We start from the raw sequence: 16,662 nt of genomic DNA on the forward strand, positions 1-16,662 counted from the left end.
GAAGATGAAAGTCATCATTGTAGAAGATGAATTCCTGGCGCAGCAGGAGCTAAGCTGGCTTATTCGTGAACACAGCCAGATGGAGATTGTCGGCACGTTCGATGATGGTCTCGACGTGCTGAAGTATTTACAGCACAACCGCGTGGACGCCATTTTTCTCGATATCAACATCCCGTCGCTGGATGGCGTGTTACTGGCGCAGAATATCAGCCAGTTCGCTCATAAACCCTTTATTGTCTTTATCACCGCGTGGAAAGAGCATGCGGTGGAGGCGTTTGAACTGGAAGCGTTTGACTACATCCTGAAACCCTATCAGGAGTCACGCATCGTCAATATGTTGCAGAAGCTGGAGAGCGCCTGGCAGCAGCAGGCTGGTACCGCGAGCAGCCCGCAATCGCGGGAAAACGCCACCATTAACCTGGTAAAAGATGAGCGGATTATTGTCACCAGTATTCACGACATCTATTACGCAGAAGCGCACGAGAAGATGACGTTTGTCTATACCAGGCGGGAATCGTACGTGATGCCGATGAATATTACCGAGTTTTGCAGCAAGCTGCCAACGGCGCACTTCTTCCGCTGCCACCGCTCATACTGCGTTAATCTGGACAAGATCCGCGAGATCGAACCCTGGTTTAACAACACCTATATTCTGCGACTGCGGGACCTGGACTTTCAGGTGCCCGTCAGCCGCAGCAAGGTAAAAGAATTCAGGCAACTGATGAATCTTTAGAGGACATAACCCAGCGTCTGGCGCAAATGTGCGCCGGAGCCCAGCAGGCCTGGGTTATCGTGAACAATCAGGTAGACCGGAATATCCTGCACATAGGCTTTGAAGCGCCCTTTATCTTCGAAGCCGCCGCGAAAACCGGATGCGGTGAAGAAATCAAGGAAGCGCGGCACGATGCCACCCGCGATGTAAACGCCGCCAAACGTGCCGAGATTGAGCGCCAGGTTGCCGCCAAAACGGCCCATAATCACGCAAAACAGCGACAGCGCGCGGCGACAGTCGGTGCAGCTGTCCGACAATGCACGCTCGGTAATATCTTTTGGTTGCAGGTTTTCCGGCAGGCGACCGTCTGATTTGACAATCGCGCGGTAGAGGTTGATAAGCCCGGGACCGGAGAGCACGCGCTCGGCGGAGACGTGCCCAATTTCAGCCCGTAGCTCTTCAAGGATAATTCCCTCCTCTTCGCTGTTCGGGGCGAAATCGACGTGGCCGCCTTCGCCCGGCAGACTCACCCAGCGCTTATCCACATGCACCAGATGCGCGACGCCAAGACCGGTGCCAGCGCCGTAAACGGCAATCGGTTTGCCTTCAACCGGCGCGTTGCCGCCAAACTGAATCAGGTGTTCCGCTTTCAGCATCGGGATAGCCATCGAAACGGCAGTGAAATCGTTGATGATCTCCAGATGCGCGAAGCCGAGGTTTTGCCTCATTTCGTCAATGGAGAAGGCCCAGGTGTGGTTGGTCATCGCCACCCAGTCGCCGGTGATGGGGCAAGCGATGGCGATACAGCCATCTTCCACACTCACCTCGTGCTCTTCGAGGTAAACGCGAACGACCGCTTCCAGGCTCGGGTAATCAAGACCTGAATAGGTCTTCGCCCGGGAAATGTCGCCGGTCTCGACATCACACAACGCTAAGCGCGCGTTGGTGCCGCCCACGTCTCCCACTAAAGCATATTTTTTCATTCTTCTACGGCTCCGCTAAAGTCAGAATAAATCTTTGGCACACTGTAAATTCAAGGCGCTGTAACGACAACGACCATATCACGAGTGCCCCTTTATTATCGATCTACATCACAGATTAGCCCTAAGCTTTCAGACTGATTACTGCCTTATTGCCGCAGTGCGTTACAAGGAGATACCTGGAGCGCGTTTGTGCGCTGAAATAGTGCGCAACATGGCGCGCTTTTGTGCCTGGAATTTATCGCTTCCCCTTTTATCAGGAGTATTTGCATGGTTTACCTGGCGGACCCCGCACGTTATGAAAAAATGGCCTATAACCGTTGCGGCGAGAGCGGGCTCAAATTGCCTTTGGTGTCGCTCGGGCTGTGGCATAACTTTGGCGATGCCACACTGCTTGAGACCAGCCGACAGCTGCTGCGCCACGCCTTTGACCTCGGCATCACCCATTTCGATCTGGCGAATAACTACGGGCCACCTCCCGGCTCGGCCGAGAGCAACTTTGGGCGCATCATGCAGGAGGATTTCCGCCCCTATCGTGATGAGCTGATTATCTCCAGCAAAGCCGGTTACACCATGTGGGACGGCCCTTATGGCGACTGGGGATCGCGCAAATATCTGGTTGCCAGCCTCGATCAGAGCCTGCGGCGCATGGGCACTGAGTATGTCGATATTTTCTATCATCACCGCCCGGATCCCGAGACACCGCTGAAAGAGACAATGCGCGCACTCGATCACCTGGTGCGCCAGGGTAAGGCGCTCTATGTCGGGCTGTCGAACTATCCGGCGGCACAGGCGCGGGAAGCGATCGAGATCCTTAACGATCTCGGCACGCCGTGCCTGATCCATCAGCCGAAATACTCGCTGTTTGAACGCTGGGTCGAGAGCGAGTTGCTGGATCTGTTGCAGGAGAAAGGCGTTGGCAGTATCGCGTTTTCGCCGCTAGCTGGTGGGCAGTTGACTGACCGCTATCTGCAAGGGATCCCGGCAGATTCGCGCGCGGCGAGCGGCAGCCGCTTCCTCAACCCGGATCAACTCACCGAAGAGAAACTGGCGACGGTATGGGCGCTGAATGCCGTGGCTGGGCGCCGCGGGCAGAAGCTCTCGCAGATGGCGCTGGCGTGGGTGCTGCGCGGCGGGAAAGTGACGTCGGTGCTGATTGGTGCCAGCAAAACCAGCCAGCTTGACGATGCGGTGGGGATGCTGGCGAACCGGACATTTAGCGCGCAGGAGTGTGAGGAGATTGACGCCATTCTCGCCGGCACGCAGTAAACGAGCATTTTAGCAAAACGTGCTCTTAACGATGATTTAGGAGTTCCGCCACTAATACGGGGTTTGCGCGCCCCGTAATATTGCCGCCACAGGCCTCCCCGGCCCGATCGTGAAGGAGAAGAGTATGTTCAGGTCACTGATTCTGGCAGCAGTATTACTGGCTTTTGCGCCGCTGGCCGCCAATGCTGGAGAAATCACCCTGTTGCCGTCGGTTAAATTGCAGATTGGCGATCGCGATAATTATGGTAACTACTGGGACGGCGGCCGCTGGCGCGACCGCAATTACTGGAACAATAATTATGAGTGGCGCGATCACCGCTGGCATAAACATGACCGCGGCTGGCATCGTGGCTGGGATAAACGTGGTTGGGACAAGCGTGACGCCTATGAGCGTGGCTATCGCGAAGGCTGGAACGATCGTGACGATCGCCGTGGACCGGGTCGCGGTCACGGGCATGGACACCACCATTAATTGTGTTTCGCAGGTAATTTGATTACCCGGTGAAACGTAAAGTGCCGGATGGCGGCTAACGCCTTATCCGGCCTACGCGATCCAGCCCCCGAAAAGTTTTGTGCGCCGATAAATTTTTGTAGGCCCGATAAGCGTAGCGCCATCGGGCATTCAACACCGAATCTTCAAACCGCACAAGATTCGTAGGCCCGATAAGCGCAGCGCCATCGGGCGTTCAGCACCAAACCTTCAAAACGCACCAGATTCGTAGGCCCGATAAGCGTAGCGCCATCGGGCATTCAACACCGAACCTTCAAACCGCACAAGATTCGTAGGCCCGATAAGCGTAGCGCCATCGGGCATTCAAACCGCAGAAACGATACGCCCATTGCCACCGGGCATTATTTACCCATCAACTCGGCAAGCGTTCCCACCAGCAGCCAGCCATTCAGGCACACCACCAGCGCGACAATCACCCAGCCAGTGCGTCTTACCAGCACGGTATTCACCAGTTCGCCCATCAATTTTGCATTACTGGTAAACACCAACAGCGGCACCAGCGCCAGCGCGATACCAAAGCTCAGCAGCACCTGGCTCATCACCAGGATTCGCGTCGGGTCCAGCCCCAGCCAGATAACAATAAACGATGGCATCATAGTGATGGTACGGCGTACCCACAGCGGAATATGGAACCGGACAAACCCCTGCATCACCACCTGCCCGGCCAGCGTACCAACGACAGTCGAAGAGAGACCCGCAGCCACCAGACTGAGGCCGAAAATAGTCGCCGCGGCATGGCTTAACAGTGGCTCCAGCGTTAAATAGGCCTGGTCGAGATCGGCCACCCCGGTGTGTCCATTAAAGTGAAATGCCGCCGCAGCTGTCGCCATCATCGCCAGGTTAACAAATCCGGCAATGGTCATTGCCAGCCCGACATCCCATTTGGTGGCGGAATAACGCTCCCGGCGCGTACCGTCATGCAGGTTTTGCGTCAGGGAGGAGTGCAGATAGATGACGTGCGGCATAATGGTCGCGCCCAGTACCCCGGCGGCAAGGAACACCGCATCAGTGCCTGAAAGCGTAGGAATAACAATCCCTTTTGCCAGCGCCGCCAGCTTCGGCTGCGAGAAAATTAGCTCAACGATATAGGCCGCCGCGACAAACAGCAGCAGGCCGCCAATCACCTTTTCCAGCGGTTTCTGCCCGCGCTTTTGCAGCATCAGGATCAGGAAGGTGGCGATCCCGGTCAGCACCGCGCCCTGCATCAGCGACACGCCGAGGATCAGCTTGAAGCCAATCGCCGCGCCGATAAACTCCGCGAGGTCCGTCGCCATGGCGATAATTTCCGCCTGCACCCAGTAAAACCACACCAGCGGGCGCGGATAGTGATCGCGGATCTGCTCCGCGAGATTTTTGCCGGTCGCAATACCGAGCTTGGCAGAAAGCAGCTGAATGAGCATCGCCATCAGGTTCGCCCACACCACTACCCATAAAAGCTGGTAGCCGAAGGTCGCGCCCGCCTGAATATTGGTGGCAAAGTTACCCGGATCGATGTAACCAATAGCAGCGATAAATGCAGGCCCCATCAGCGCAAACCGGAGTTTGCGTGCTGCCCGTCCGTTACTGCTCTCCACGCGACTACTGCTCATTTATTGCCCCTAAATATAGCCTTTGCTATGTTTGATGCTACCAAAATGAGAATGATTATCAAGATCGTTAGGATGGGTTTACTTGATTTCTCTGATAGCCTGAAACAATAGAAGGGTTGAATGCCAAGGATGGTGACGGCGGCGACAACATTTACCGCAGCGTTATGTTATGAGTCTAGCAGCGTGACGCAACTTTTCACGGCCTTTATTAACATACCTGAATTGTATGTTTGATCACTAATTTTGAGTCTGGTCACAGGACATTAATATAGTGTGCCTTTGATCTCGTTTTCTTTTGTCTTGTTACATAGAATGTGCACGAAATTCCTACCCGTCTCATATTTGGAGCAAATATGTCCCGCGTTCTGCACTTTGTCCTGGCGCTTGCTGTTGTGGCGCTGCTTGCCTTGCTCGTGAGCAGCGATCGCAAAAAGATCCGCATCCGCTTTGTTATTCAACTGCTGGTGATTGAAGTTGTGCTGGCCTGGTTCTTCCTCAACTCTGATGTCGGCCTTGGCTTCGTAAAAGGCTTCTCCGAGATGTTTGAAAAACTGCTCGGCTTTGCCAACGAAGGCACCAACTTCGTCTTCGGCAAAATGAATGACGAAGGCCTGGCCTTCTTCTTCCTGAAAGTGCTCTGCCCGATCGTCTTTATCTCTGCGCTGATTGGTATTTTGCAGCACATTCGCGTCCTGCCGATTGTGATTCGCGCCATCGGTACGGTGCTGTCGAAAGTGAACGGCATGGGTAAACTGGAATCGTTTAACGCGGTCAGCTCCCTGATTCTGGGTCAATCCGAGAACTTTATTGCTTATAAAGATATCCTCGGCAAAATGTCACGCAACCGCATGTACACCATGGCTGCGACCGCAATGTCGACGGTTTCAATGTCGATTGTAGGTGCCTACATGACCATGCTGCAGCCGAAATATGTCGTCGCAGCGCTGGTGCTGAACATGTTCAGTACCTTTATCGTGCTCTCGCTGCTCAACCCGTACCGCGTGGATGAGAGCGAAGAGAACCTGCAGATGGCGAAACTGCACGAAGGTCAGAGCTTCTTTGAGATGCTGGGTGAATACATTCTGGCAGGTTTCAAAGTGGCGATTATCGTTGCGGCGATGCTGATTGGCTTTATCGCGCTGATTTCCGGCCTGAACGCCCTTTTCGCTGCCGTGCTGGGCATCTCCTTCCAGGGCATTCTGGGGTACATTTTCTACCCGGTTGCCTGGGTGCTGGGCGTACCGGCTCATGAAGCGTTGCAGGTGGCGAGTATCATGGCGACTAAACTGGTCTCCAACGAATTCGTGGCGATGATGGATCTGCAGAAAATTGCCTCCACCCTCTCTCCGCGTTCGGAAGGTATCCTCTCGGTCTTCCTGGTCTCCTTTGCTAACTTCTCCTCTATCGGCATTATCGCAGGCGCGATCAAGGGCCTGAACGAAGAGCAGGGCAACGTGGTTTCCCGCTTTGGTCTGAAGCTGGTTTACGGTTCGACGCTGGTGAGCGTGCTCTCTGCGGCGATCGCGGCGCTGGTTATCTGATTCGAACATGCTTTAACAAAAACCGGGGCCTGCCCCGGTTTTTTTATGCCAGCGGCTGCGGCTTGCCGAGCAGATAGCCTTGCAGGTAGTCGACGCCCGCATTCAGCAGCAACTCGCGCTGCGCCTCGCTCTCCACATACTCGGCCACCACCGTCAGACCCTTGGCCTTTGCCAAATCGCATATCGCTTTCACGATCATCGCATCCTGCGGATCAGTGAGAATATCGCGCACAAAACAGCCGTCGATCTTGATGATATCCGCCTTGATGCGCTTTAAACGCTCGAAGTTGGCGTAGCCGGTGCCGAAGTCATCAATGGCGATCTTAAACCCCGCCTCGCGTAAGCGCGTGATATTACGGATGCTCACTTCCGAGTGGGAGAAGGCCTGCTCCTCGGTAATTTCGATAATCACCGCCTGCGCGGCGATGCCGTAGCGCGCAAACAGTGCAAGAAACTGGGTAGCGAAGGATTGTTGCATCAGGGTCAGCGGCATCAGGTTGAGGGAGAAACGTGGCTTTGTAGCAGGCTGCGGATGCGCCTGCATCCATTTCAGCAGCGTTTCGACGACCTGCATATCGAAGCGCGAACCGAGATCAAACTGGGCAATCACCGGAATAAACTGGTCGGGCATGATGATATGGCCATCGCTGACCAGCCTTGAGAGGATCTCGTGATAGCCCTCGCCATTGGCATCGACGATGGGCTGGGCATAGAGCGTAATCCCGCCCTCCTCCAGCGCCCGTTTCACCCTCTCCAGTTGCAGCACGCGCTCAGTGGTCTGGGTATTCACTTCCGCCAGGCTGTTAGTGAGCGCCAGCACACGATTTTCGCTGTCCGTCTGCTCTGACAGCCAGCTCAGCTGGCCGAGCGTCTGCTGCAACGCCTCCCGGTTGCCCTGCAGTTCGCCCCACGAGGCACCGAACTCAATCTCCAGCGGGTTCTTATTCCAGCAGATGCGCTGGCTGTTAAGGCGATCCAGCATCGAGTGCAGGCGCGCCAGGGTTTCTGGCCCACTGAGTAGCAGGAGTAATTCATTGCCGGGCAGCTGAAAGAAATGCTCTCCTTCACGCAGCCAGGGTTGCAGCGTGCGGGTGACGCTGCGCTTCACATGCACGCGCATCATCATGCCAAAGTGGCGGCTGAGGAAATCGAGATTTTTCATATGCAGGCAGCAGACGATACTGCCCGGCTGGCGCTCCACTTCTCTTTCCAGCGCGCGCAGATTGGGCAGCCCGGTGAGGGGATCGCTCATCGCTTGCACCTGCCAGCGCCGCTTTAGCCACAGGCTGCGGTTGAAAACGCGGATGTTATAGAGCAGGCAGACGGTGAAACAGATCAGCACTGACATGACAAACGCCAGCGAGTAATCCGCACGTACGCCATGAAAAAAGTTGTTGTTATAGGCCAGCAACAGGAAAGCCGATATGGACCAGCTCAGCGTCAGAAAAGTGCCCGGCAGGCGGCTACAGCCAAAGTTGAAGATAATAAAGATCACCGGTACCAGATAACCGGCAATCAGATCTGATTTATAGGGTGCGCATAGAAGCGCCACAACGGTGATTAATGTCGCCAGCCAGCCCAGGCTAAATAAACGTTTTCTTTTGCTAAAACAGGGAATAACGCTACGGCGCCACCACACTTTTGCGAAGCGCGGATTGAGGATCATGCGCATCGGATAATAAACAATCATGGTGAAAATCAACGCCGAACACATCAAACTCTGAATATCGATTATTGAGAATATTAACGAACCGCTGCCGAAATAATTGGAGAGATAGACCGGATAATTAAGCCACTCCCCGGCAAGATACATCGCTATTTTTATCCCGACGGGCGCAATAAATCCCAGCCATAAAATGCGTACCCCCATATTTTTATTGGGAATACCGTAACGCCAGCGCGAACCAAGCTGCCAGCGGACAATGCCGCACACGATAAAGAGAATAAACAGCTGGCAGAAGAGCAGCACTGCCGCTTCGTCGAAAGGCAGATGAAAAGCAATCTCATTAATGATGGCGGAGCCGATAATGAGCGGCGCAATGGCGTGACGACCAAATAACAGCAGCAGCGCCAGCGTAACGCTTAAGGGTAACCAGGCGAGATAAATATTGCCGCCATCAACGACCGTTTTCGGCGAAATATAACGGGCTACGGGAATGGCCACCAGGCACATCATTAACGCCAGCAGAAACGGCTTCACGTAACCGGATTTCATAAAATAATGTCGGCTCTGGTGGTTAAAAAATAATTACCATGAATAATAGGTTTATTGAAAGAGTGAAGCAAGCAAGGGAAATGGGCGAGAAAATGGCAGAGATGCATCTTTATCAGACAACAGCGTAGAGAAAACCCGAAACAAAAAACCCCCGCGTAAACGCGAGGGTTCAAATTTTGGTGGAGCTAAGCGGGATCGAACCGCTGACCTCTTGCATGCCATGCAAGCGCTCTCCCAGCTGAGCTATAGCCCCACAATGTTACTTTACGCACCAGTTCCGTTGGGTTCGGAATTTGGTGGAGCTAAGCGGGATCGAACCGCTGACCTCTTGCATGCCATGCAAGCGCTCTCCCAGCTGAGCTATAGCCCCATCGCGTAAAGCGTGTCGTGTTGACGGGCGGCATGATATGAATTCCCTTGTCAGGTGTCAACGGCAAAATCACCGCCCCTTTATCAACCGCTGAAAAAGCATGCAATTGAATCCCCTTGCGAAGCGCCTCGCAGCCAGCAGTTAAACCTGTCACATTTTCATCTAAAATGGTGCTATAACATAAACCACTAATTACCCTTACTACTCACCGGGAAATTATATGCTCAAGGAACGAATGACGCCGGAAGAGCTGGCTACGCTTACCGGGTACAGCCGGCAAACCATCAATAAATGGGTGCGTAAAGAGGGGTGGATCACCTCGCCAAAACCTGGCGTTCAGGGAGGAAAAGCCCGCCTGGTTCACGTTAATGAACAGGTTCGCGCCTTTATCCGCAGCGCGCAGCGCAATGAACTCTCCCCTTCTACCGACAACGCCAGCAGCGACGCTTCACTGGAAGCACTTCTGCTCAGGCTGGCAAAAGAGATGACCGACGCCGAGCGCACTCTGCTCTCTTCAATGCTTTTACGCGACGGCATCACCGGCCTGTTGCAACGTTTAGGGATCCGCGACCAGAAATAAGATGAACACATTACCAAGCAAAATGACCACCGCTGAGTTAGCCAACCGCCTCGGCGTCACACGACAGACCATCAACCGCTGGATCAAACGTCATAAGTGGAAAACCGAGAGTCTCCCCGGCGTAAAAGGGGGCCGCGCCCGCTACGTATTGATCACGGATAAAGTGCTGAGCCTGGTGATGGAACTGCCTGCCATGCGCCACAGCGGTTTTAACAGCTCGCTCGCCGAACCGCCAACGCCCTATCTCACCGCGCCAGGCACCATGCAAAATATCATCAACGCCTTGCAGATGCTTACCGCTGACGAACTGCACCAGCTTGAAGTGCTGCTGGCACGGGAAGGGCTGAGCACCTTTTGCAACCGCTTAGGTATTAAGCAGACGATACAAGAGTGAAAAAACCGGCCAGATGCCGGTTTGTACTGTTAATGGGTGTGCTGATGGTTTTCACGCCGGTAGGCTCCCGGCGGCTGGTTAAAGGTGCGCGTAAAGATCCGCGTGAAAGTTTGTTGCGAATCGAAGCCATATTTCAGGCAGATGTCGTAAACCTTCTGATCGGTGTTGCGTAAATCCTGCGCGGCGCGCGCGAGTTTGCGCTCGCGGATATAGCGCCCGAGGCTCTCCCCTTTGTACTGCAAAAAGAGCCGTTGCAGATGCCACTTGGAGTAGCCTGCGTGCGCGGCAATCTCATCAATACGCAAGGGTTGATGAAGATTGTCGTCGATCCACTCGACGATAGTGTCGATAACCTGAGCGGAAATAGTCATGCTGCGATCCCCCCTGCACTTCGATTAATTAAATGGTTTATTCCCACCAGGCGCTGAATGTTTGCGCCGTATCGGCCGCAAACACCACTTCGCCCAGCTTCGGTGTCAGTAAGCGAAACTCTTTATCGCGGCTGGCAGCCGCTAAACGTTTGTACGGATCGTCCCAGCTGTGTTTTGCCAACACAAAACGCCCGGCATGGCCCGGCAGCACTGCGCGTGCCTGCAGATCCTGCGCCGCCTGCGCGCTCTGCTCCGGCATCATATGAATATATTTCCACGCCTCGTCGTACTGCCCATTCTCCATAATGGCAATATCGATAGGGCCGAACCTGTCGCCGATGGCCTTAAAGTGCGGGCCATAACCGCTGTCGCCGCTGTAGTAGACTTTGCGTTCAGGGGTGACAAACAGAAAGCTGGCCCACAGCGTCTGGTTGCGCTTCAGTCCACGGCCGGAGAAGTGACGCGCGGGCAGAATATTGACGCTAAGCGTATCGCTGACCTGCACGCTCTGTTGCCAGTCCGCCTCCTCAATCTTCGCCGCCTCCATCCCCCAGTAACGCAGATGGGAGCCAACGCCGAGCGGCGTAACAACCCGTTTGATTTTCGGCATCAGCGCCTTGATGGTGGCGTGATCGAGGTGGTCATAGTGGTCATGGGAGATAATCAGCAGATCGATCTCCGGCATACTCTCTGCGGTCCAGACGCCGTTACCGGCAAACGCTTTATTGAGAAAGGAGAACGGCGCGGCGTAGTCGCTCAGCACCGGGTCGATCAAGATGCGTTTGCCCGCCAGCTGCATATACCACGAGGAGTGCCCCATCCAGACCAGCGTATCCTCCTGCAACGGCAGCGCCGCAAGATCGGTTGCCACCATCGGTAGCGGCTGCTGCGGGCGCGCGTTTTCGCGTTTACCGAAGAGAAAATCCCACCACAACGCCAGCTTATTTTGCTCACCGGTAAAGCCCGGCGTCGGCAATGTATTGTGAAATGCGCCATCGCGGTAATGGGGCGATTTTTCCACGGCGCTGAGCGCCTCACCCTGCGGTGGCTGGCCAAAACCGGCATTCAGAACAAAAGGTAAGCTTGCAGCAGACGCAACGAGCATAACGACAACCACGCTGATAGTGAGACGTTTCATATCCTGACCCGGCTAAATCGATCCCATCCGTTGAGACGATACTCATTGAACTTGATTATGAGTGAGTAAGCACTCATTATAGAAACGAACATTAAATCGTCAAGACGATTTTTCGTTGTTTGATATTCGACGTTGCAGCCTCTCAAAGGGCATGTTTCAATCGTGGTTTTTGTAAAAAGCGGAGAAAAGCGGCGTGGCTCGTCCGAAGAGTGAAGATAAGAAACTGGCATTACTGAAAGCAGCAACCAAAGCGATTGCCCAGTCAGGGATTGCCGCCTCGACCGCGCTTATCGCCCGTAATGCAGGCGTCGCGGAAGGGACACTGTTTCGCTACTTCGCCACCAAAGACGATCTGTTGAACGCGCTCTATCTGCATCTGAAAACCGATCTTTGCGGCACCATGCTGGCGAATCTCGACCGCTCCAGCAGCGATTCGAAGGTGCACACCCACTCCATCTGGGACAGCTATATCGACTGGGGTATTCGCCACCCCAACGGCCACCATGCGGTGCGCCAGATCGCCATCAGCGAAAAGCTGACCGCCGAAACCAAGCAGCAGGTGGCTGATATCTTCCCGGAGCTACATGAACTGTGCCACCGCTCGGTGCGCCCGGTTTTCCTCTCGGATGAGTACGCCGCCTTTGGCGATGCCATTTTCCTGGCGATGGCGGAAACCACCATCAACTTTGCGGGACGCGATCCCTCGCGGACCAAAGAGCTTAAGCGCCTCGGCTTTGAGGCGATGTGGCGCGCGCTGGCGAAGGAGGAAAACGATGGAGAGTAAAACCTTGCAGGAGAGCGCTCATCGCTACGCGCTGTCGCTCCCCTTTACCGAGCACTGCTGGCCGTTTGGCCCGGAACATGACGTCTTCAAGGTGTGCGGCAAGATCTTTATGATGACCACCACCGCCCACGGCAGGCCGATGGTAACGATGAAATCAGAGCCGCAGGTTGCCCTGCTCAATCAGCAGATCTACCCCAGCATTGAACCGGGCTATCACATGAATAAAAAGCACTGGATCTCGGTTTACGCAGGCGATGAGATTGACCTCTCGCTGCTCGAATCCCTGATCCAGCACGCCTGGGATCGCGTGGTCGACACCCTGCCGCGAAAAGATCAGAAGCGCCTGCGCCCTTAAGCGTTCTGCGCCAGCCACTGCAGCGCCTGTTCGCCCTGCTCATCCACCGGCATATAGACCAGTAACCGCGATCCGTTACGCGGCGCGGAGTACCAGTACATCTGCTGCAGGGTAATCGTGCCAAGCTGCGGGTGCACAAAGACCTTGACCTTATTCTCCACGCCGCTCACTTCATAGTGCTTGCGCCACAGCGTTTCAAACTCCGCCGACGCCGCGCAAAAGCGCGCCAGCTTCGCTTCCCATATCGCATCCCCGCGGTGCGCGGCCATGGCCGCCCGGAAATAGGCAACGAAAGTCGAAAGCACCTGATCATCCAGCCCTAAGCGGCTGCGCCACTGCGGATGGGTTAAGTAGAGATAGATGCAGTTGCGGTCATCTTCCGGGATCTCGTCAAACTTGATGCCCATCAGGCGCTCAAACCCGGCATTCCACGCGACAATATCGAAATTGGGTTTCTGGATACTGGCAGGATTCGGCAGCAGGCTGTCCAGCAGGCGGCGCGTGCTGTCGCTGATGCCTTCGCACTGCGGGGAGTTGAGCGCTTCGGTCGGCGCTAAACCAGCCAGCAGAAAAAGATGCCGCGTCTCGGTTGGCGTGCACTGCAATGCGGAGGCTATCGCCTGCAAAACATTAGCCGAGGGGTTCACCTCGCGGCCCTGCTCCAGCCAGGTGTACCAGGTGACACCAACATCGGCTAGCAGCGCTACCTCTTCACGTCTGAGGCCCGGCGTGCGCCGCCGGCTGCTGCGCGGCAGGCCGAGGCGCTGCGGGTCGAGGCTTTCGCGCCGCGCGCGCAGAAACGCGCCCAGCTGTTTGCGGCTCTCTTCAAGCAGCGCCAGCTGCGGCTGTTTATCCACCATCAACGTCATAAACCCTCCAGCATGGTAGTACCAGTACCCGTATAGGCAAGAACTGGTACCCGTTTTCTCATTCGGCGATGCTACGTCCATCTGATGAATGACGCAATGGAGTTACCATGAATACGTCTGCTGTTTCTCCGGGCCGGGCGGGCCTGTTTTTACTGTTAACCGGGCAGATGCTGCCGCTGATTGACACCTCAATCACCAATGTGGCACTCGATTCCATCACCCTGTCGTTACACACTTCAGCTACCCAACTGGCGCTGATTGTCGCGCTCTATGGCGTAGCATTTGCCGTCTGTCTGGCGATGGGCAGCAAACTGGGGGATAACCTCGGCCGCCGCCGCATCTTTTTATGGGGCGTTGCGCTGTTCGGCATCGCCTCGCTGCTGTGCGGGCTGGCGAACTCGGTCTCTGCCCTGCTGGCGGCGCGCACGCTACAGGGAATGGGCGCCGCGCTGATTGTGCCGCAGATCCTCGCCACTTTGCATGTCACGCTGAAAGGCACTGCGCATGCCCGCGCCATCAGTCTCTACGGCGGGGTGGGCGGCGTGGCGTTTATCATCGGGCAGATGGGCGGCGGCTGGCTGGTGTCGGCGGATATCGCCGGGCTTGGCTGGCGCAACGCCTTCTTTATCAATGTGCCCATTTGCCTGCTTGTGCTACTGCTGAGCCGCCGCTACGTGCCGGAAACCCGCAGCGAACAGCGCACACGTATTGACTGGCAAGGCACGACTGCGCTGGCGCTGATCCTCTGCTGCCTGCTTTTCCCGCTGGCATTAGGCCCGGAGATGCACTGGCCGTGGCAGAGCAAAGCGGCGCTGCTGGCCCTCTTCCCGCTGGCGCTGTGGATGCGCAGCAGCGCGGTGCAACAGGAGAAGCGCGGCATCACGCCGCTGGTGCCGCCGCGCCTGCTTAAGCTGCCGAGTATCCGCTTTGGTTTGCTGATTGCGCTGCTCTTTTTCAGCGCCTGGGCCGGGTTTATGTTCTGCATGGCGCTCACCTTGCAGGCCGGGATGGGCATGACCCCCTACCAGTCCGGAAATAGTTTTATCGCCCTCGGCGTCGCCTATTTTATCGCTGCCTGGTATGCGCCGAAGCTGATTAGCCGCTACAGCATGCGCACCATTTTGTTGACCGGGCTTACCATTCAGATTGCCGGTTTACTGACGCTGATGGTGACTCTGCACCTCTCAGGCCGCGTGGTCGGCGTGCTGGCACTCGCCCCGGCAACCCTGCTGATTGGCTACGGCCAGGCGCTGATCGTCAACAGCTTCTACCGCATCGGCATGCGTGACATCACCGCCCAGGACGCAGGCGCAGGCAGCGCGCTGCTCAGCACGCTGCAACAGTCGGCGCTCGGTCTGGGGCCTGCGCTGCTCGGCGGCATCTTTCTTCACCTTGTCGGCCAGTCGCACGGCGACTACAGCGCGGCGCTAAGCGGTTTTCTGGCAACAGAGGTGGTGATGATGCTGGTGCTTGTCGCAGCGGCACTCGTTGCCCGTCGGCAGTTAGCGCCCCGCTGCCCGACCAGTGCCTGAGGCACATAAAAACGCCAGCACGGAGGCTGGCGTTTTCTCTTTTGATACTGAGGCTTATGCGCGCTTCGGTGTCCGCCGCAGCAGTTTGAAGGCGGCAAACAGGAACACAATCCACACCGGCAGCAAAATGGCCGACAGGCGCATATCGTCGATGGAGTACATCAGGCCGAGAATGAACAGCATAAAGCCGATGCAGAGGTAGTTGCCCGCCGGAAAGAGCAGCGCTTTGAACTGCGGATCGCGCCCTTTGCGGCGCATCGCGGCGCGGAACTTTAGGTGCGCCAGCGAAATCATGATCCAGTTCAGCAGCAGGGTCGCGACCACTAGCGCCATCAGCATAGCAAAGGCTTTCTGTGGCAGCAGATAGTTCACCAACACCACCAGTGAGGTAATCGCGCCGGAGAGGATCAGCGAGTTGACCGGTACGCCGCGACGGCTGACACGTGTTAAAAACGCGGGCGCATTTCCCTGCACCGACAGGCCAAACAGCATCCGGCTGTTGGAGTAAACGCCGCTGTTATAGACCGACAGTGAAGCCACCAGAATGACGAAGTTGAGTGCTGAAGCGACCAGATTGCTGTCAAGTTCGTGGAAGATCATCACAAACGGGCTACTGTTAGCCTGCACGTCAATCCACGGATAGAGCGCCAGCAGCACCACCAGCGAACCGATGTAGAAGAGCAGAATACGGTAAACCACCTGGTTAACCGCTTTTGGAATGGTGGTGTGCGGCTCGCTCGCTTCCGCGGCGGTAATACCAATCAGCTCAAGGCCGCCGAACGAGAACATAATCACGGCCAGCGACAGCACCAGCCCATGCCAGCCGGTGGCAAAAAAGCCGTTGTACTGCCAGAGATTATTAATACTGGCGCGCTCGCCGCCGTGGCCAGTGAACAGCATCCAGATGCCAAAGCCAATCATGCCGATAATTGCCAGCACTTTGATCAGCGCAAACCAGAATTCGGTTTCGCCATACAGGCGCACATTGACGAGGTTAACGGCGTTGATGATAACGAAGAAGGTGGCGGCCCAGACCCAGGTCGGGATATCGGGGAACCAGTACTGCATATAGATCCCGGCGGCGGTCAGTTCCGCCATGCCGACCAGCACAAACATTGCCCAGTAGTTCCAGCCGGAGAGGAAGCCCGCAAATGGCCCCCAATACTTAAAGGCGAAGTGGGAAAACGAACCTGAGACCGGCTCTTCAACCACCATTTCACCGAGCTGGCGCATAATCAAAAAGGCGATAATGCCGGCGATAGCGTAGCCGAGTAACACCGCAGGCCCGGCCATCTGAATTGCCGGACCGATGCCGAGAAACAGCCCGGTGCCAATGGCGCCGCCAAGGGCAATAAGCTGAATATGACGGTTCTTTAATCCCCGTTGTAGCGTCGGCGCTGCCTCCGACGCGGTCCCGGTCATGCTCCCCACGACCTGTGACGCGTTTTTCAC

At 55.9% G+C, this 16,662-nt stretch carries 16 protein-coding genes and 2 tRNA genes; 9 read left to right on the forward strand and 9 right to left on the reverse strand.

Translation table 11 applies throughout. The annotated features are described in order from the left end of the window. Positions 1–4 precede the first annotated feature (4 nt). Positions 5–733, forward strand: coding sequence for a LytTR family DNA-binding domain-containing protein (locus IAE48_RS03170; RefSeq protein WP_094421429.1), 729 nt, complete (start codon positions 5–7; stop codon positions 731–733). Here the strand turns inward: IAE48_RS03170 and glk are convergent. After that, positions 730–1,695 (reverse strand): glucokinase, encoded by a 966-nt coding sequence (glk, locus tag IAE48_RS03175; protein ID WP_023479899.1) that lies wholly within the window; start codon positions 1,693–1,695, stop codon positions 730–732. The two genes, IAE48_RS03170 and glk, sit on opposite strands and share 4 nt — an antisense overlap. 267 nt (positions 1,696–1,962) lie before the next feature. On the opposite strand from glk, the gene mgrA reads away from it, so the two are divergent. Together mgrA and IAE48_RS03185 are read left to right on the forward strand one after the other, a co-directional pair. Continuing rightward, positions 1,963–2,961: an L-glyceraldehyde 3-phosphate reductase gene (mgrA, locus tag IAE48_RS03180; protein WP_200133441.1), complete on the forward strand. Its 999-nt coding sequence runs from the start codon at positions 1,963–1,965 to the stop codon at positions 2,959–2,961. Positions 2,962–3,085: 124 nt separating this feature from the next. After that, positions 3,086–3,433: a DUF2502 domain-containing protein gene (locus tag IAE48_RS03185; RefSeq protein WP_023479767.1), complete on the forward strand. Its 348-nt coding sequence runs from the start codon at positions 3,086–3,088 to the stop codon at positions 3,431–3,433. Positions 3,434–3,813: 380 nt separating this feature from the next. On the opposite strand, the gene IAE48_RS03190 is transcribed toward IAE48_RS03185, so the two are convergent. After that, a complete protein-coding gene (locus tag IAE48_RS03190) occupies positions 3,814–5,061 on the reverse strand; it encodes an Nramp family divalent metal transporter (protein ID WP_200133442.1) in 1,248 nt (415 codons plus the stop codon). A 353-nt stretch (positions 5,062–5,414) separates the two neighbouring features. Between IAE48_RS03190 and IAE48_RS03195 the strand changes: the two genes are divergently transcribed. Beyond that, entirely contained in the window at positions 5,415–6,602 is a 1,188-nt protein-coding gene (locus IAE48_RS03195; RefSeq protein ID WP_023479798.1) for a NupC/NupG family nucleoside CNT transporter, read from the forward strand. A gap of 43 nt (positions 6,603–6,645) precedes the next feature. On the opposite strand, the gene IAE48_RS03200 is transcribed toward IAE48_RS03195, so the two are convergent. From IAE48_RS03200 to IAE48_RS03210, 3 genes are all read right to left on the reverse strand, one after another. Beyond that, positions 6,646–8,817, reverse strand: a complete 2,172-nt coding sequence (locus tag IAE48_RS03200; protein ID WP_200133443.1) for an EAL domain-containing protein — start codon at positions 8,815–8,817, stop codon at positions 6,646–6,648. Between the two features lie 177 nt (positions 8,818–8,994). Further along, positions 8,995–9,070: transfer RNA gene (locus IAE48_RS03205), tRNA-Ala, on the reverse strand. A gap of 41 nt (positions 9,071–9,111) precedes the next feature. After that, positions 9,112–9,187 (reverse strand) — tRNA-Ala (locus tag IAE48_RS03210). A gap of 220 nt (positions 9,188–9,407) precedes the next feature. Here IAE48_RS03210 and IAE48_RS03215 point away from each other — a divergent pair. Continuing rightward, complete coding sequence (locus tag IAE48_RS03215) at positions 9,408–9,767, forward strand: YfeC-like transcriptional regulator (RefSeq protein WP_094421437.1); 360 nt, start codon at positions 9,408–9,410, stop codon at positions 9,765–9,767. 1 nt (position 9,768) lies between these two features. After that, entirely contained in the window at positions 9,769–10,161 is a 393-nt protein-coding gene (locus IAE48_RS03220) for a YfeC-like transcriptional regulator (protein WP_200133444.1), read from the forward strand. 29 nt (positions 10,162–10,190) lie between these two features. Here the strand turns inward: IAE48_RS03220 and IAE48_RS03225 are convergent, their stop codons facing one another. Both IAE48_RS03225 and IAE48_RS03230 read right to left on the reverse strand, forming a co-directional pair. Further along, complete coding sequence (locus IAE48_RS03225) at positions 10,191–10,532, reverse strand: RamA family antibiotic efflux transcriptional regulator (RefSeq protein WP_023479912.1); 342 nt, start codon at positions 10,530–10,532, stop codon at positions 10,191–10,193. A gap of 37 nt (positions 10,533–10,569) precedes the next feature. After that, on the reverse strand, positions 10,570–11,670 hold the full coding sequence (locus IAE48_RS03230) for an MBL fold metallo-hydrolase (protein WP_200133445.1): 1,101 nt from the start codon (positions 11,668–11,670) through the stop codon (positions 10,570–10,572). 193 nt (positions 11,671–11,863) lie between these two features. Between IAE48_RS03230 and IAE48_RS03235 the strand changes: the two genes are divergently transcribed. Both IAE48_RS03235 and IAE48_RS03240 read left to right on the forward strand, forming a co-directional pair. Beyond that, positions 11,864–12,454: a TetR/AcrR family transcriptional regulator gene (locus IAE48_RS03235; protein WP_042718742.1), complete on the forward strand. Its 591-nt coding sequence runs from the start codon at positions 11,864–11,866 to the stop codon at positions 12,452–12,454. Next, on the forward strand, positions 12,444–12,809 hold the full coding sequence (locus tag IAE48_RS03240; RefSeq protein WP_042718740.1) for an MmcQ/YjbR family DNA-binding protein: 366 nt from the start codon (positions 12,444–12,446) through the stop codon (positions 12,807–12,809). Before IAE48_RS03235 ends, IAE48_RS03240 begins: the two co-directional genes overlap by 11 nt. On the opposite strand, the gene IAE48_RS03245 is transcribed toward IAE48_RS03240, so the two are convergent. Further along, complete coding sequence (locus IAE48_RS03245; RefSeq protein ID WP_233631385.1) at positions 12,806–13,678, reverse strand: helix-turn-helix transcriptional regulator; 873 nt, start codon at positions 13,676–13,678, stop codon at positions 12,806–12,808. The two genes, IAE48_RS03240 and IAE48_RS03245, sit on opposite strands and share 4 nt — an antisense overlap. Before the next feature lie 107 nt (positions 13,679–13,785). Between IAE48_RS03245 and IAE48_RS03250 the strand changes: the two genes are divergently transcribed. Further along, complete coding sequence (locus IAE48_RS03250; protein WP_200133446.1) at positions 13,786–15,210, forward strand: MFS transporter; 1,425 nt, start codon at positions 13,786–13,788, stop codon at positions 15,208–15,210. Positions 15,211–15,264: 54 nt separating this feature from the next. Here IAE48_RS03250 and pheP read toward each other — a convergent pair whose 3' ends face one another. Next, the gene (gene pheP / locus IAE48_RS03255) at positions 15,265–16,662 is read right to left on the reverse strand and encodes a phenylalanine transporter (protein ID WP_124967658.1); all 1,398 of its coding nucleotides are present in this window, start codon (positions 16,660–16,662) and stop codon (positions 15,265–15,267) included.

This window comes from Kosakonia sp. S57 (assembly GCF_016516575.1).
GTDB lineage: Bacteria > Pseudomonadota > Gammaproteobacteria > Enterobacterales > Enterobacteriaceae > Kosakonia > Kosakonia cowanii.

What these genes read in the sequence shown, in the direction of transcription:
- IAE48_RS03215 (WP_094421437.1), top strand. Translation starts at nt 9,408, where the DNA reads ATGCTCAAGGAACGAATGACGCCGGAAGAGCTGGCTACGCTTACCGGG.
- IAE48_RS03195 (WP_023479798.1), top strand. Translation starts at nt 5,415, where the DNA reads ATGTCCCGCGTTCTGCACTTTGTCCTGGCGCTTGCTGTTGTGGCGCTG.
- IAE48_RS03240 (WP_042718740.1), top strand. Translation starts at nt 12,444, where the DNA reads ATGGAGAGTAAAACCTTGCAGGAGAGCGCTCATCGCTACGCGCTGTCG.
- IAE48_RS03185 (WP_023479767.1), top strand. Translation starts at nt 3,086, where the DNA reads ATGTTCAGGTCACTGATTCTGGCAGCAGTATTACTGGCTTTTGCGCCG.
- IAE48_RS03220 (WP_200133444.1), top strand. Translation starts at nt 9,769, where the DNA reads ATGAACACATTACCAAGCAAAATGACCACCGCTGAGTTAGCCAACCGC.
- IAE48_RS03170 (WP_094421429.1), top strand. Translation starts at nt 5, where the DNA reads ATGAAAGTCATCATTGTAGAAGATGAATTCCTGGCGCAGCAGGAGCTA.
- IAE48_RS03190 (WP_200133442.1), bottom strand. Translation starts at nt 5,061, where the DNA reads ATGAGCAGTAGTCGCGTGGAGAGCAGTAACGGACGGGCAGCACGCAAA.
- IAE48_RS03245 (WP_233631385.1), bottom strand. Translation starts at nt 13,678, where the DNA reads ATGACGTTGATGGTGGATAAACAGCCGCAGCTGGCGCTGCTTGAAGAG.
- IAE48_RS03250 (WP_200133446.1), top strand. Translation starts at nt 13,786, where the DNA reads ATGAATACGTCTGCTGTTTCTCCGGGCCGGGCGGGCCTGTTTTTACTG.
- mgrA (WP_200133441.1), top strand. Translation starts at nt 1,963, where the DNA reads ATGGTTTACCTGGCGGACCCCGCACGTTATGAAAAAATGGCCTATAAC.
- IAE48_RS03200 (WP_200133443.1), bottom strand. Translation starts at nt 8,817, where the DNA reads ATGAAATCCGGTTACGTGAAGCCGTTTCTGCTGGCGTTAATGATGTGC.
- glk (WP_023479899.1), bottom strand. Translation starts at nt 1,695, where the DNA reads ATGAAAAAATATGCTTTAGTGGGAGACGTGGGCGGCACCAACGCGCGC.
- IAE48_RS03225 (WP_023479912.1), bottom strand. Translation starts at nt 10,532, where the DNA reads ATGACTATTTCCGCTCAGGTTATCGACACTATCGTCGAGTGGATCGAC.
- IAE48_RS03230 (WP_200133445.1), bottom strand. Translation starts at nt 11,670, where the DNA reads ATGAAACGTCTCACTATCAGCGTGGTTGTCGTTATGCTCGTTGCGTCT.